Here is a 16,022-nt window from a genome sequence, read left to right as displayed (position 1 = left end):
ACGTAAATATCTGATACAAAGATATGATATTAAATTACTTGTATTGATGTTTAAACTAATTTGTACGGATATTGACAGACGTTTACAGTGTTGGTGTATAAATAAATATACAGAAATAAGTTGTATCTTTGCCTATCATTTCAGAACGGAAAAGAAGAATAAAATAAATGGAAAATATAAAGGTTGCAATTATTGGCCTGGGATATGTCGGGTTACCGTTAGCGCATTTGTTCGCAACCAGATATCCGGTTGTTGGTTTCGACATTAAGCAGGACCGGGTTGAGGCCTTAAAGAAAGGGCAGGATATAACGATGGAAGTCTCTGACAGAAAACTGAAATCTGTTTTATTGTCTCACTTGCCGGAATTTGATGAAACAGGACTCTATTTTACATCTGCTCCTTCTGATCTTCAGTCATGTAATTATTTTATAGTAGCTGTGCCTACTCCTGTAGATAGTCATCATAGTCCGGATTTGACACCTTTATATAAGGCCAGTGAAACAGTTGGGCGCGTATTATCAAAAGGTGATATTGTTATCTATGAATCAACTGTTTGTCCGGGTATTACAGAAGAGGAATGTGTTCCGATTCTTACAAAGACTTCAGGATTGGTATATAATGAAGACTTTTTTGCCGGCTATTCTCCTGAGCGTATCAATCCGGGGGATAAGGAACATACGGTAGAGAAAATTATGAAAGTAACCTCCGGCTCCACACCGGATGCGGCGGAGAAGGTAGATGCGCTATACCGTTCTGTAATTACTGCCGGAACATTTCCGGTATCCAGTATCCGCGTGGCAGAAGCATCTAAAGTGATTGAAAATACGCAGCGGGATATTAATATTGCTTTTGTAAACGAGTTATCTAAAATTTTTCATCTGTTGGATATAGATACAAACGAAGTGTTGGCTGCTGCCGGAACGAAATGGAACTTTCTGCCGTTCAGACCGGGGCTGGTTGGAGGTCACTGCATTGGTGTCGACCCTTATTACCTGATCCGGAAAGCGCAGGATTACGGATATCATCCCGGTCTGATCCTGTATGGGCGTCGTATCAATGATACGATGGGCGAATATATAGCTAACCGTGTGGTGAAATGTATGATTAAAAAGGATGTACCGGTTAAGAATGCGGAAGTGCTGGTGCTGGGTTTTACATTCAAGGAAAATTGTCCGGATGTGAGGAATACAAAAGTAGGGGATGTTGTCCGTGTATTGAAAGATTACGGCATCAATGTCTCCGTGTATGATCCTTGGGCTCGTGCGGAAGAAGTCCGGGATGAATACGGAATAGAGTTGACCGGCTCTTTATCCAAAGGCAGGAAGTATGATGTGATTGTACTGGCTGTGGCTCATAAAGAATTTCTGGAACTTGACATCCCGTCGCTTGTCAGTGAAAATCACGTAGTATATGATGTAAAAGGTTGTCTGAATCCGGAATGGGTGGACGATCGGCTGTAAATTAAATCCACAACATATAGAATGAAAACAAACATACTTTTTTCCTTCCTTGTTTTTTGCTGTAGCTTTTTTACAATCTTTCCTGCCAATGCAGATTGGAGGGATAAAATACCCTTGTTAAAGTATTCTCCCCGTTATTTTGGAGCGAATGCCTTCCCTTTTCCGGAATTGATGGGCGGGAAGTTATCTCCGCACTGGGAGGTCGAATTAAGAGGTGAATATCATAAAATGACGGGGGATAAGACGAAAGATGTTTTTGCCCGTTTGTATATCCCTATAGCTAAGGGACGTGCCGGAGTATCGCTTTACGGGGTGATTCAGGAATGGTACGAAACATCACCGGAAGTGCGTGACGAGCGTAATGCTGTTGAAGTGAAATCTCCGATCCCTTGTCATGGGGATTTTATATTGAGTTGCCATTATCAGGTGCTGAAAAGTGAGAAATGGGTGGATATCGTGGTAAATGCAACTCTGAGAACAGCCAGTGGGGGACGTTTGTGTGATGCCCGTTATACAGATGCGGCAGCTTATTGGTTCGATTGTAATATCGGACGGACGTTGTGGCAGAATCCGGAAAAAAATGCTTCTGTCCGTTTACAGGGAATGGCCGGTTTTTACTGTTGGATGACGAACGATTTGATACATCGGCAGAATGATGCTTTGACATATGCGATAGGGGCACAGGCTACTTATCGTGGTTTTACATTGAATTGTGACTATACAGGCATAAAGGGATACAGAGGAGACGGGGACAAACCGATGATTGTCCGCTCAAAACTCAATTATGAGATAAAAAAGAACATTATCTCTTTTGGTTATAAACACGGTATACAAGATTATCTTTACGATAGTTTTTCGTTGGCCTATATCCGCTGTTTCTGAAAACGATCTTGAAGGAGGATTTTTCTGTTATTTCCGTCCGAAATCAGCCGGAATTTCCCCCCATACCGAAGTCTCCCATTTCAGGATCGTTGTAGAATAGGTGTTTGTGTTCAGCCATTTCTCGGCACGTTCGATCAGATCGAAGATTTGTTCGTTGACAGGTTCACGTTCCAGCAGAGTCTTGCATTTCTTCTTTTTGACCCAGCTGATAGCGTTACGGCTATCCGAATAAATAGGCAGGTTGCTTCCTTTCTGCTTTAACAGTGCCAGGCCATGAACGAGTGCCAGAAACTCGCCGACGTTGTTTGTCCCTTTTTTCAAAGGTCCGATATGGAAAATCTCTTGTCCGGTGGCTGTGTAAACACCCCGGTATTCCATATCCCCCGGATTACCGCTACAGGCGGCGTCTACTGCCAGGCTTTCGTTGATCGGTTTTCCGACAGGTGCTTTCGGTGCCAGATTGGCGGCAGCTTTGGCTGACGAAGCAGTTTTCAGGTAATGCGTATATCCTTTCTCAAAGGCTTCAACGGCCTCTTCGCGGGTTTCGAACGATTTGTATTTCGCTCCTTCTTGTCCTTCCACCTGCATTTTACACTCTGCCCAGTTGTCGTAAACACCTGGGTTAAGTCCTTTCCACACGACATAATATTTGTTCTTCGCCATCTTCTGTATTCTTCGGATATGATTTGCAAAGGTAATATTTTGTTACTTTTCTATTGAAAGAAAAGTAATGAAGAAAAAAAACTTTACATTTGCGGTAAACAATCATATACGAGATGAAGCGTATTTTTTTGATAGGTTATATGGGAGCCGGAAAGACGACGGTCGGCAAAGACCTGGCCAAACGAATGGGACTCTCTTTTATTGACTTGGACTGTTACATAGAAGCCCGCTACCATAGAACGGTCGGGCAGATATTTGCAGAAAAAGGGGAGGAGGCTTTTCGCGATATTGAACGGCGGATGCTCCACGAAGTGGCCATGTTTGAAGATGTACTGATCTCCACTGGTGGCGGTGCTCCCTGCTTTTTTGACAATATGGAGTTTATGAACGAAACAGGCTCAACCGTTTATTTGAAGGTGTCGGTGGAAGAGTTGGCTAAACGTCTTGAAATCTGTAAATCGACTCGCCCCGTACTGAAAGGACGCTCCGGTGATGAGTTGGTTGCATTTATTGCCGAAAGCCTGGAGAAAAGAACTCCCCATTATATGAAAGCTTCAATCGTGTTTGATGCCGAAGTGATGTTGACGGAAACGGATGTGCATGAGATTTCGGAAGCATTGGAAAAAATAGTATAATATATAATGTAAGGCAGTTAGGAATTGCCGGCCGTGGAATCGTATTATGGAAGCAACAGGAGACAAACAGCTTCAAGGTTCATATATTACCCAGGAACTGTTGAAGGAATTGAATAAGGTAGGTAATCGTTTACTGATTGGTATCCCTTGTGAACGGAAAGAGGGGGAAAAGCGGCTTGCGCTTACTCCTGAGGCTGTAGACATGCTGACCGATCGCGGACATCGCGTATTGGTAGAGTCGGGTGCCGGTTTGGGGATCAATTACTCCGATAATCACTATTCCGAGGCTGGTGCCGAGATTGTTGCTACTCCGGCCGAAGTTTTCCAGGCTGATATTATTCTGAAGATACTTCCTCCTTTACCCCAGGAAATCCTGTTGATGAAACCTCGTTCTACTGTCTTTTCCATGGTGCAACTCAATCTGTTTGCTCAGGACGCTTTTGAACTGATGATGGCCAAACGCATTACGGCAATCGCTTATGAACTGATGTCGGACGATCAGAAAAGGTGTCCTGTCCTGAATGTTATTTCAGAGATAGAAGGGACAGCTTCTATTACCATTGCTTCCGAATTGCTGAGTAATACCCAGGGAGGAAAAGGTATTTTGCTGGGAGGAATCCCCGGAGTGTCACCGACTGAGATTGTGATCGTCGGTGCCGGAAATGCAGGAACCGTGGCTGCCCGTGCTGCTTTGGCGCTAGGTGCATCCGTTAAGGTTTTCGATGATGATATCAACAAGCTGCGCACGATTCAGCAAGTATTGGGGCAAGGTTTGTTTACTTCGACTTTTCATCCGAATGTGTTGCATAATGCTTTCTGTTCGGCGGATGTAGTGATCGGAGCTATGCGGTATATCAATACACGTTACCGTTATGTGATTGCGGAAGAACTGGTCAGGACTATGAAACGGGGTTCTCTGGTGATTGATTTGCGTATCAGTCAGGGGGGGTGTTTCGAGACAACCTGCTGCCTGGCTAAATCCGATCCGACCGTTTTTGAGCAATACGGTGTATTACATTATTGTATACCTAATATAAGTAATCGGGTGGCACGTACCACCTCGATGGCTTTCAGTAATATATTTGTACCCATCTTTCTTGCTTTGGGAGATGCCGGGACAGTCCAGAATATGATAAAGTCGGATGATGGCTTTCGTTCAGGTGTTTACATGTATTGTGGGAAACCTGTAAACAATTACGTGTCTAATCATTTTAATTTATCATCAAATAACCTGGATCTATATCTTTCTGCTTTTTAAGCCTCAAAAGTTTTGAACTAGCCAAGTTTATTCTTTACTTTGCGGAAATCTAACTACAAACAAGCGATTAAGCTAATATAAATAATTATGGCAGAACAAACAAAAGTAACAACGTTGGAGAAGGTTGTGATCCGTTTTTCGGGTGACTCCGGAGACGGTATGCAGTTAACCGGAACGATCTTTTCTAATCTGTCGGCTATTTTTGGAAATGAGATTTCTACATTTCCCGACTATCCGGCGGAAGTACGTGCTCCTCAGGGAACACTGAGTGGTGTATCAGGATTCCAGGTGCATCTGGGGTCACGTAAAATTTTTACTCCTGGTGATAAGGCGGACGTTTTAGTCGCTATGAATCCCGCCGCTCTGAAAGTGAATGTGAAGAATATCAAGCCAAATGCAATTGTTATTATCGATACCGATTCATTCAAGAAGAGTGATCTGGATAAGGCTTTGTACACAACGGACGATCCGTTTAAAGAACTGGGGCTGAACAGTGTGCAGGTTGTCGCTGCCCCGATCTCTACGATGGTGAAAGACGGTTTGGCAGAGTTTGGCCTGGATAACAAGTCTGCGCTCCGTTCAAAGAATATGTTTGCCCTGGGCCTTGTTTGCTGGTTGTTTGACCGTCCTCTGGAAGAAGCCATGAACATGCTCCAGAATAAATTCGCCAAGAAGCCGGTGATCGCACAGGCTAATATCAAGGCGTTGACAGACGGTTATAACTATGGTCACAATATCCATGCGTCAGTTTCTACTTATCGTATTGAAAGTAAGAAAGCTGAACCGGGATTCTATACGGATGTGAATGGAAATAAGGCTACTTCCTACGGTCTGATTGCTGCTGCCGAAAAAGCCGGCCTGCAACTTTTCCTGGGTAGTTATCCTATTACTCCGGCGACTGATATTTTGCATGAATTATCTAAACGGAAAGATTTGGGCGTAATTACCGTTCAGGCCGAAGATGAAATTGCCGGTATTTGTACGGCTATCGGTGGTAGTTTTGCCGGTTGTCTGGCTGCTACATCGACTTCCGGTCCGGGTTTGGCGTTGAAGAGTGAAGCGATCGGTCTGGCTGTAATAGCAGAATTGCCGTTGGTTATCATCGACGTACAGCGTGGAGGTCCATCAACAGGTATGCCGACAAAGAGTGAACAGACCGACCTGATGCAGGCGCTTTACGGACGTAACGGTGAAAGTCCGTTGGTAGTGATTGCCGCTTCTACTCCGACAGACTGTTTCGATGCTGCTTACTGGGCTGGTAAGTTGGCTGTAGAACATATGACTCCGGTTATCCTGATGACGGATGCTTTCATTGCAAACGGTTCGTCTGCCTGGAAATTACCAGATCTGGACAACTATCCGGAAATCAAACCGAACTACGTGTCCAACTATCAGGGAGAAAAGCCCTGGAAGGCATATCGTCGTGATAAAGATACACAGGTTCGTTACTGGGCTATCCCGGGTATGGAAGGATTTGCACACCGTTTGGGAGGTCTGGAGAAAGATTACGATACAAGTGCTATCTCGACCGATCCTATCAACCATCAGAAGATGGTTACCACCCGCCAGGCAAAGATCGACAAAATTGCTGATTTTATCCCGGAACTGGAAGTGCTCGGAGATCCCGATGCCGACCTGCTGCTGGTAGGCTGGGGTGGTACATACGGTCATCTGTATGAAGCAATGGAAACAATGCATGAACAAGGCAAGAAAGTAGCTTTGGCCCACTTCAAATTTATCAGTCCGCTTCCGAAAAATACGGCAGAGGTACTTTCCAAATATAAGAAAGTGGTTGTTGCCGAACAGAATAACGGACAGTTTGCCAACTACCTGCGTGGTAAAGTTCCCGGATTCAATCCGTACAGATTCAACCGGGTGAAAGGACAGCCTTTCGTTGTTGCGAGATTAGTTGAGGAATTCACTAAAATATTGGAGGCTTAAAAAATGACAGATATAAAATTCGAACCGAAAGATTATAAAAGCGACCAGTATGTACGTTGGTGTCCGGGTTGTGGAGACCATGCCGTATTGAACTGCTTACACAAAGCGATGGCGGAAGTAGGAGTGGCTCCTCATAATATGGCCGTTATCTCGGGTATCGGGTGTTCTTCCCGCTTACCTTATTATATGAATACATACGGTTTCCATACCATCCACGGACGTGGTGCTGCGATAGCAACAGGTGTGAAGACTGCCCGTCCCGACCTGAGTGTCTGGCTGATCACCGGTGACGGTGACTGTCTGGCTATCGGTGGTAACCATTTTATCCATGCCATACGTCGTAATGTCGACCTGAACATTGTTCTGTTCAACAATAAAATTTATGGTCTGACCAAAGGACAATATTCCCCGACTTCCGAACGAGGTTTCGTTTCCAAGAGTTCTCCTTACGGAACAGTGGAAGACCCGTTTATCCCAGCTGAACTGGCTTTGGGAGCACGCGGAAACTTCTTTGCCCGGGTGATCGATGTGGATTTGAAGAATACAACTGAAGTATTGGCTGCTTCTGCACGCCATAAAGGTGCTTCTGTCACGGAAGTGCTGGTGAACTGTGTAATTTTCAATGACGGCATTCATAAGAGTATCGTTGATAAGGAATATCGTGCAGACCGTACCATCTTCCTTCGCCACGGCGAAAAGATGATTTTCGGAAAAGAAGGTAACAAAGGTCTTGTGTTGGATGGTCTTAAACTGAAAGCCGTTACGATCGGTGAAGGTGGCTATACAATGGATGATGTGCTGGTTCATGATGCCCATGAAAAAGATACGACACTTCATATGATGCTGGCTATGATGAAAGATGATATGCCTATTGCCCTAGGTGTTATCCGCGATGTGGATGCTCCGGTATATGATGAAGCCGTTCATCAACAGATCGAAGAGGTACAGGCAAAGAATCCTACCCGTAAACTGAAAGACTTCTTAATGAAGGGTGAAGTTTGGGAAGTGAAATAAGATTTTATTATAATAACTGGAATAGGAGGGGTGATCATATGGTCATCCCTTTTTATTTTTATAAGAAAAAGTGAGTATAAATGATCGAAACCTGTGTTTTGAAAGAAAAACGTTATTGGAACAATGAATAAAGATTATACAAAATATACTGCGGAAAAATTGTTGGAAGATGATTTTTTTATCGAGTCCAATACTTCTCCGACGTTGGATACGATCAATTTCTGGAAAGGACAGGTTGTAGACGGGTTGGATGAACAGGAATATCAGTTGGCTATATTCTTTTTGCGTTCCATAAAGGTGAAAAAAGAACAAATAACTAATGAACGGCAGGATTTATTATGGACAAAGATCAAGGATTCGAATAAGATTCTGCAACTGCAGCGTAGCCGTCGCTTTCGTTCTTTTATGTGGATGGCTGCCGCTAGTGTCGCTGTTTTGATTATATTCTCTATTTCATATATATATACCAATGTAAATAAGACTCCGGATGTAGAAGCTGTTGCCCGGGAAATGGCTGTTACTCCGGATGAGGGAGAGATACAAGTGGTTTTATTCGACAAGCAGATTCCGATTAGCGGACAGGAATCTCAAATCGAATATGATGCGAAAGGGACAGTGGCCGTTAATTCGGAAAAGATTGCTGATGTATCTTTGAATTCTGCCAATTCCTCTAAACGGTTGTCTGAGTTTAATCAGTTGATTGTCCCGAATGGAAAACGTTCCACCCTGATTTTAGAAGATGGGACTAAACTCTGGGTGAATGCCGGCAGCCGGATTGTGTACCCGGTTACATTCGCTGATAAAAAAAGGGAGATCTATGTAAATGGCGAAGTTTTTCTGGAAGTGACACCGGATAAAAAAAGGCCTTTTATCGTAAAAACGAAAGAGATGGATGTACAGGTTTTGGGTACTTCTTTTAATGTAATGGCATACGAAACGGACGAATCTTCTTCAGTTGTCCTGGTTACAGGGGCTGTACAGGTGGATACTAAGGATGACGAAGATTTCCGTTTGGAACCTAACAGAATGTTCTCTTATAACCAGGGAGAATGTGACATAAAGGAGGTTAATGTGAATGATTATATTTTATGGAAAGATGGGTTATATACATACAGAAGTGAACATTTGTCAGTAATCCTGGATCGTTTATCCCGTTACTATGGAAAAAAGATCAGCTATAAATCTGATGTGGCAGATTTAAAATGCTCGGGAAAACTTGATATGCAGGAGGATCTGGAGGTTGTCCTGGATGGGCTGAGCCAAACAGCCCCGATTCTCTATAAGAAAATAGATGAAGAGTATATAGTAGTCAAAGAAGGCAGATAAAAGATTGTATATTAGGTTATTATTTTTTAACATATATATTAACAACTTAAATTGGAAAGCCTATGGAAAAAGCTCGGATGGAAAAATGACAGATCTGTAAATACTAACAAAACCGGATAACACTGCCATGTTATCCGGTTGGATCTCTAAATTAACTAGTTGAAAATAACCATTTAAAAATCAATACAAAGATATGGTAAATAAACGATTCTCCAATTCCTGGAGTATTAAATATCGAATTATGAAAATCGCTGCCCTATTCCTGATCTTAGGAATAAATGCAAGTTTGGCCAGCAGTACTTATTCGCAATCGGCAACATTGTCTTTGAAAGCGAATAATAAGACAGTGCAGGAGATCTTCTCTGAAATAGAAAAACAAAGCGAATATGTTTTTTTCTATTATGACGGCATATTGGATGTAAACCGGAAAGTGAAATTAGATATCACTGATCAGACTGTGGATATTATATTAAATCTGTTGTTTACAGGAACGGATAATACCTATGTAATTAAAGACCGCCAGATATTTATATCAAAGAAAAAGAATACCGGTTTGATCGGCCCATTGCCATTGAAAGCCCAGGACAGAAGTTCTTTTCGGGGAAAGGTACTGGATGATTTGGGCGAACCTTTGCCGGGAGCGGCTATCCTGGTTGCAGGAAGTACCCGCGGGGTGACGACTGACCTGGACGGTTCCTTTGAACTGGAAGTAAATAAATCGGATAAACTGGTCATTTCTTATTTGGGGATGGAAGATCAGGAAATCGTTATCGGTAATCAGAATGATGTTGTGATCAGAATGAAGCCAAAGGCCGATGAACTGGAAGAAGTGACCGTTGTAGCTTATGGTAAGCAAAAGAAAGCCAGTGTGATAGGTGCTATATCAACTATCACCTCCGAACAACTTCAGGTACCGGTTGCGAAACTGAGTACAAGCCTGGCCGGACAGATGGCCGGTATCGTTGCCATACAACGTACCGGTGAGCCTGGTGCCGGAGCAGATTTCTGGATACGGGGTATTAGTTCTTTCGGGGCAAACAATACACCGCTTATACTGGTGGATGGAATAGAACGTTCGATGGATTTGGTTGATCCGGAAGATATTGCTACTTTTTCAATATTGAAGGATGCGACTGCTACGGCTTTGTATGGGGTTCGTGGTGCAAACGGGATTGTTCTGATTACGACAAAGCGAGGAAGGGAAGCCAAGCCTGCTATCAATGCCCGGGTGGAATACGGAATTTCCAATCCGACCGTAACTCCCAAAATGGCGAATGCCTCTCAATGGATGGATTATTATAATGATATCACATTGCAGGGGAACGGACAACTGGCTTATCAGCCAGTAGAATATGATAAACACGTCAATCATACGGATCCTGATTTATATCCGAATGTGGACTGGTGGGATACTACTTTCCGCAATATATCCAACAATATCCGTGCGAATGTAAATGTTTCGGGAGGTGGAAAAAGTGTCCGCTATTATGTTGCCGGTTCGTTTTATAGTGAAAATGGCATTTTTAAACCGGTAAAAAATCCTCAGTATGATCCTCAGGTCGGATATAAGAAAATTAATTTTCGGGCCAATGTCGATATCAATGTAACCCGTCTGACAGAACTGAGCCTTTCGTTGTCGAACCAATATGAAATAAAAAATCGCCTCGGGGTTGCAATGGAAAGTGTTTATAATAATACGCTGGCTGTCCCTTCTGTTGCTGTTGTGCCCGTATTTTCAGATGGAAGTTTATCCCGCCCTATTGTAGGTACTAATCCTTATCTGGACTTGAACTATACAGGGTATTCCGCTGATTTCTGGAACAATGCCCAATCTTTGATCAGCTTGACACAGGATTTTTCATTCATTACTCCCGGCTTGAAAGGAAATGCAAAATTCTCGTGGGATGCCCGTAATGAATCGACGCTGGATAAACGTAAGTCGCCGGTTACGTACGATGCCCTGGGAAGGGATAAGGAAGGAAATCTGATTTTACATCAGAACCGCGACGGTAATGATTTTCTTTCTCTGGCTCGTTCTAACAGAGGGGCACAAACCTGGAATTTTGAAACATCGCTTACTTATGATCAGGTATTCAACGATGATCATCGGGTGAACGGCCTGTTTTTATTCAATATCCGGGAATATACCAACAATTTCCCGACTGATTATATTGCAGCTTTTGCCAATAGAAATATCGGTATTGCAGGTCGTGCTGCCTATTCCTTCAGGGATAAGTATTTCGCTGAATTTAATTTTGGTTATAATGGTTCTGAAAACTTCGCTCCTGGAAAACGTTTCGGTTTTTTCCCTTCAGGTGCTTTGGGCTATATGATCAGCAATGAAGATTTTTGGAAATCCCTGTCGTCTGTGATCTCCTTATTGAAGATTAAAGGCTCTTACGGAGAGATCGGAAATGATAAGATCGGCGGTGATCGTCGTTTTGCTTATAATACCGAGATGCAGTATACGGGAGGTTGGAATTTCGGACGTGATCAGGCAAAGTGGATCAGAGGTATCGCAACCGGACATCCCGGTAACCCGAATGTATCCTGGGAAACTGCCAAGAAGACGGATGTCGGTTTTGAATTGGGACTGTTCCATCGTATTAAACTGAGTGCCGATTATTTTAAAGAAAAACGCGAAGGTATTTATATTCAGCAACAAAGTATTCCTTCGGTAGTCGGTATTAACGTGACGCAGTATGTGAATTTAGGTAAGATGCAGAATCAGGGGATAGATATGACGCTGGAATATGAACAGCAGGTAAATGATGAGTTATATATATCCGGACGTGGAAACTTTACCTTTAACCGTAATAAAGTATTGTATGATGATAAACCGAGTCAGCAATGGCCTTATTTGAATGATGTAGGTTTTCCGATGAATCAACATAGGGGGCTGGTTGCTATTGGTTTGTTTGAGTCGGAGAAAGATATAGCGAACAGTCCGACACAAACCTTCGGTCCGGTACGTCCGGGAGATATCAAATACCGGGATATAGACGGGAACGGGATTATCGACTCAAACGACCGGGTTCCGATGGGATATACGACAATCCCTGAGATCAACTATGGTTTCGGTGTGAGCCTGCGATGGAGACGTTTTGATTTATCCGTATTCTTTCAGGGAGCTACCCATGTAGGGCGTATGATCGGAGGAAGCCAGGTGTACGGTAGTGACGGCAGTATTCTGTCTCTTGGAAACTTCTATGAAGAGGTAGCAGAGAACCGTTGGACTGAATGGAATCCGGATCCGAATGCGAAATATCCCCGTATGTGGATGTCTGCTTTCGACAATAATAAGCAACAGTCCTCCTATTGGTGGCGTGATATGAGCTATATCCGTTTGAAAAATGCGGAGATAGGATATTCATTGCCTAAAGAACTGATACAAAAGATAGGTCTTTCGACAATACGTTTTTATATACAGGGTGTCAATCTTCTGACGTTTAGCGGCTTCAAATTATGGGATCCGGAACTGAATACCGGAACCGGAGGGTTATATCCTCAAATGCGTACGGCTGCTATAGGAATGAATGTTAACTTTTAATTATTAAGCATATGAAAAAATATAAGCATAAATATACAGTAATCAGTCTGTTATACATGATTGGTATGTTGTTTACCGGTTGTGACGGTTTTCTGGATGTAGAGTTGGATAATCAGATTAAACTGGAGGAAGTATTCAATAAACGTTCCACAACCGAACAATATCTGGCACAGGTGTATGGCTTTGTTCCACAGACATATAATTGGCACGAAAATGCAGTCGGAGCTAGTGTTCCCATGAGTGATGAAGCTTTGTTTTCCTGGATGTCCGGGTTGGGGTATCATAGTTTTTTGAATGGAACATGGAGTGTCACGACAACTTCCTATGCAATCTGGAAAAATATGTATCAGGCCATTAATCAGGCTACCGTATTTATGAACCACGTAGATGAGTGTGTGGAGTTGACCCAGAAAGAAAAAGATATAATGAAGGCGGAGGCTCGTTTTTTGAGAGCTTATTTCTATACGCTCTTAATAAATCAGTACGGACCTGTTTATGTTTGGGGAGATCAGGATTCTGATTCCAGCATTCATGCGGAAGATATTGATCGCCACCCGCTGGAAGCAAATGTACAGTTCGTGCTGGAAGAATATGATAAGGCTGCAGAGGTTTTACCTTTACAGATAACGGATCTCAGTTGGTACGGACGTGTAACGAAAGGAGTTGTGTTAGCTGCTAAGGCCCGTTTCTTGTTGTATATGGCGAGTCCGTTGTTTAATGGTTGCTCTTTATATCAAGGGATGCAGAATAAAGACGGAGAATTATTGTTCCCGCAGTCACCAGACCTTGAAAAGTGGCAAAAGGCGGCTGATGCAGCTAAAGCTGTCATCGATCTGGGAATTTATGATCTGGTACGGAATACGGCGGAGACTGATCCGTTCAAACGGGCAATCCGGTCATATATGGGGGTAACATTGGAAAAGTGGAATAAAGAGGTTATCTGGGGGCAATGGCAGACTAATGGAATGTTCATTGTGGTCCGCTGTAATCCTCCTAAGTTCTGTAAGACCGGCTACGGTGGATATTGTCCTTCTATCCGTTTGGTCGATACTTATCCTATGGCTGCTTCGGGGCGCTTCCCTGTCACGGGATATAATGCGGATGGTTCTCCGGTCATAGATCCGAAGTCCGGTTATGTGGAGGATGGTTTTAAGGATAGTTATAAACACCCGTTAGATACTTTCCTACTTGTAAAAGCACATAACAGCTGCGTCGGACGTGATGCCCGTTTTTATGCTTCTGTTTTGGCGAATGGATTTCCTTGGCTGAATCCGGCGATGAGAAAAGATGCTGTTACATTTTTTGATGGAGGTACTTCTTCCTATTCAGGTAGTGGCGATTGTGTAAAGGCAGGATATTCCTGGCGCAGAATGACCGACCCGACTTTGAATACGGACCAGGGTAACTGGGGGCAATTGGTCGCTCTGATCTTTCGTTTAGGTGAAATTTATCTGAACTATGCGGAAGCCTGTAACGAAAAACCGAACCGGGATGAGGCCGAAGCTTTGAAGTATATCAACCTGATCCGTGAACGTTCCGGTTTGAATAAATTGGAGGATGCTTATCCGGAAGTCAAAGGGAATAAAAACTTACTTCGTGAGCTGATCCAGAAAGAACGTATGGTCGAATTGGCTTTCGAGACACTCCGGCTATCGGATCTTCGTCGGTGGATGACCGCTAAAGATGTTCTGAACGGAAAAGTATGGACAAGGAATGTCGCTGCGAAAAATTATGAAGACTCATGGCACAGGACTACGTCTATCTGGGCTTCAGGAGACAGGGTATTCACAGACAAAAATTATCTGTTCCCTATTCCTCAGGAGCAATTGAATGAAATGCAGAATTTGACACAAAATTATGGTTGGTAATAAAAAATGAAGAATATGAAATTCAAATATAATATATTTCTGATGGCCTTATCGGTATTCTCGTTGTGGTTTGTTTCATGTGACGAATACAGGGATGCCGATGAACTGGATGATCAGCTTTACCTGCAAAAATCGGGTTTGCTGGAAGCTAAGGTTTTTAATTGGGGTACTTTTACCTATGAACTGCCTGTGATAAAGAGTGGTAAAGGAAATCATTCCGCAACCGTCCGCCTGTCGGTGGATGAATCCGTTTTGGCTGCTTATAACGAAACGAACGGTACCGATTATAAACTAATGCCGGATAATTGTTATTCGCTGAAAGAGGGGAGTTTATCTTTTACGGAAGATGATTACAGAAAGTTCTTTCTGATTGATTTTGATCCCGCCTCCCTGACTGATCTGGGCAACGATGGTTTGCAATATATACTGCCCTGTTTGTTGGTGACCGATAACGCGGATATTCGGATTGTAGAGGAGGATAAGGCGCAGATTTTGATCAAGCCTTCTGTCTATCAGCCTTATATTGGTTTCGAAACTCCGGGTATATACAGGACGGGATCTGAGTTCAGCATAAAAACGGATGACGATGATGTTCTGGTCATTTATCCTAAGGTACAGGTCAATTATTATAATGACTGGGATATTTCTTATGATGTCGAGGTCAATTCAGCTGCACTGGATGAATATAACGGTTCCCTGAGTGCAGGTGCCCGAAAATATAAATTACTGCCGGAAGGTGCGTATACGATAGATCGTTCGACTTGTATCCTGAATAAGAACCGGGATTATGAATATCTAAAGATCACATTGGAGGAGAAAGCATTTAAAGTGGATGAAAATAATTATGCTTTCGGGTACTATGCCCTTCCTCTCAAAATAGCTTCTGTCTCAAAGTATGGAATCGATCCGGAGGCGGATGTGACAATCTATCCGATTTCTATCCAACCCCCGGTTATGGAGAAAACCGGCTGGACGATAGAAGAGTGTAATTCTATTATTACAGATGAAGTCGAGAACGCTTCGTCGATGGATATACCGGATAATCTACTGGATAATAATAATAACACTTATTGGTGTACTAGGGCTATCAAGCCGATAGAATTCCCTTATTTTGTCACTATAAACTTGCAGGAGAATTGTAGTTTGTATCGTTTGGGATTCCAGTTGCCGGAAGATGAATCACTGGGAAATATCAAATCAGGCTATTTTGAAGTTAGCACAGATGGTGAAAATTGGACAAAAATTGTAGATTGGAACCGCAAAAGTAATCTGGAGGATCGTTCGATGGAACTGGATTTCTCAATGCAACAAGCCAATTATATCCGTTTTGTTATTACGGATGCATTTGAATATGCAGATCCGGCATTGGGCAAAGCAAGTGGTGCGGTTTGCCAGGTTGCAGAGATTAATGGTTGGGGTATTTAA

11 protein-coding genes are annotated in these 16,022 nt (G+C 43.0%); 10 read left to right on the top strand and 1 reads right to left on the bottom strand.

Translation table 11 applies throughout. The annotated features are described in order from the left end of the window. Positions 1–167: 167 nt before the first annotated feature. Together NBH15_RS01675 and NBH15_RS01670 are read left to right on the top strand one after the other, a co-directional pair. Positions 168–1,460: a nucleotide sugar dehydrogenase gene (locus tag NBH15_RS01675; RefSeq protein WP_250821843.1), complete on the top strand. Its 1,293-nt coding sequence runs from the start codon at positions 168–170 to the stop codon at positions 1,458–1,460. Between the two features lie 21 nt (positions 1,461–1,481). Next, on the top strand, positions 1,482–2,342 hold the full coding sequence (locus tag NBH15_RS01670; RefSeq protein WP_250821842.1) for a hypothetical protein: 861 nt from the start codon (positions 1,482–1,484) through the stop codon (positions 2,340–2,342). Between the two features lie 27 nt (positions 2,343–2,369). Here the strand turns inward: NBH15_RS01670 and NBH15_RS01665 are convergent, their stop codons facing one another. Beyond that, the gene (locus tag NBH15_RS01665; RefSeq protein WP_250821841.1) at positions 2,370–3,005 is read right to left on the bottom strand and encodes a ribonuclease H1 domain-containing protein; all 636 of its coding nucleotides are present in this window, start codon (positions 3,003–3,005) and stop codon (positions 2,370–2,372) included. Between the two features lie 113 nt (positions 3,006–3,118). Here NBH15_RS01665 and NBH15_RS01660 point away from each other — a divergent pair, with 113 nt between their 5' ends. The 8 genes from NBH15_RS01660 (at position 3,119) to NBH15_RS01625 (ending at position 16,022) form a co-directional block, all read left to right on the top strand. Continuing rightward, on the top strand, positions 3,119–3,640 hold the full coding sequence (locus NBH15_RS01660; RefSeq protein WP_122326753.1) for a shikimate kinase: 522 nt from the start codon (positions 3,119–3,121) through the stop codon (positions 3,638–3,640). 46 nt (positions 3,641–3,686) lie between these two features. Continuing rightward, on the top strand, positions 3,687–4,898 hold the full coding sequence (locus tag NBH15_RS01655) for an alanine dehydrogenase (RefSeq protein WP_250821840.1): 1,212 nt from the start codon (positions 3,687–3,689) through the stop codon (positions 4,896–4,898). 87 nt (positions 4,899–4,985) lie between these two features. Further along, positions 4,986–6,839, top strand: a complete 1,854-nt coding sequence (locus NBH15_RS01650) for a 2-oxoacid:acceptor oxidoreductase subunit alpha (RefSeq protein ID WP_122326754.1) — start codon at positions 4,986–4,988, stop codon at positions 6,837–6,839. A gap of 3 nt (positions 6,840–6,842) precedes the next feature. Further along, positions 6,843–7,853, top strand: a complete 1,011-nt coding sequence (locus tag NBH15_RS01645; RefSeq protein ID WP_250821839.1) for a 2-oxoacid:ferredoxin oxidoreductase subunit beta — start codon at positions 6,843–6,845, stop codon at positions 7,851–7,853. A gap of 123 nt (positions 7,854–7,976) precedes the next feature. Beyond that, the gene (locus tag NBH15_RS01640; RefSeq protein WP_250821838.1) at positions 7,977–9,179 is read left to right on the top strand and encodes a FecR family protein; all 1,203 of its coding nucleotides are present in this window, start codon (positions 7,977–7,979) and stop codon (positions 9,177–9,179) included. A gap of 241 nt (positions 9,180–9,420) precedes the next feature. After that, complete coding sequence (locus NBH15_RS01635; protein WP_250821837.1) at positions 9,421–12,729, top strand: TonB-dependent receptor; 3,309 nt, start codon at positions 9,421–9,423, stop codon at positions 12,727–12,729. Between the two features lie 11 nt (positions 12,730–12,740). Beyond that, positions 12,741–14,597 carry a RagB/SusD family nutrient uptake outer membrane protein gene (locus NBH15_RS01630; RefSeq protein WP_195436879.1) on the top strand — a complete coding sequence of 619 codons (1,857 nt, stop codon included), beginning with the start codon at positions 12,741–12,743 and terminating at the stop codon, positions 14,595–14,597. Between the two features lie 15 nt (positions 14,598–14,612). Further along, a complete protein-coding gene (locus tag NBH15_RS01625) occupies positions 14,613–16,022 on the top strand; it encodes a BT_3987 domain-containing protein (RefSeq protein ID WP_250821836.1) in 1,410 nt (469 codons plus the stop codon).

It is taken from the genome of Parabacteroides caeci (genome assembly GCF_023656795.1).
GTDB lineage: Bacteria > Bacteroidota > Bacteroidia > Bacteroidales > Tannerellaceae > Parabacteroides > Parabacteroides segnis.
Note: the sequence above shows the minus strand (reverse complement) of the source record. Positions and strands in the feature narration are given on the sequence as shown.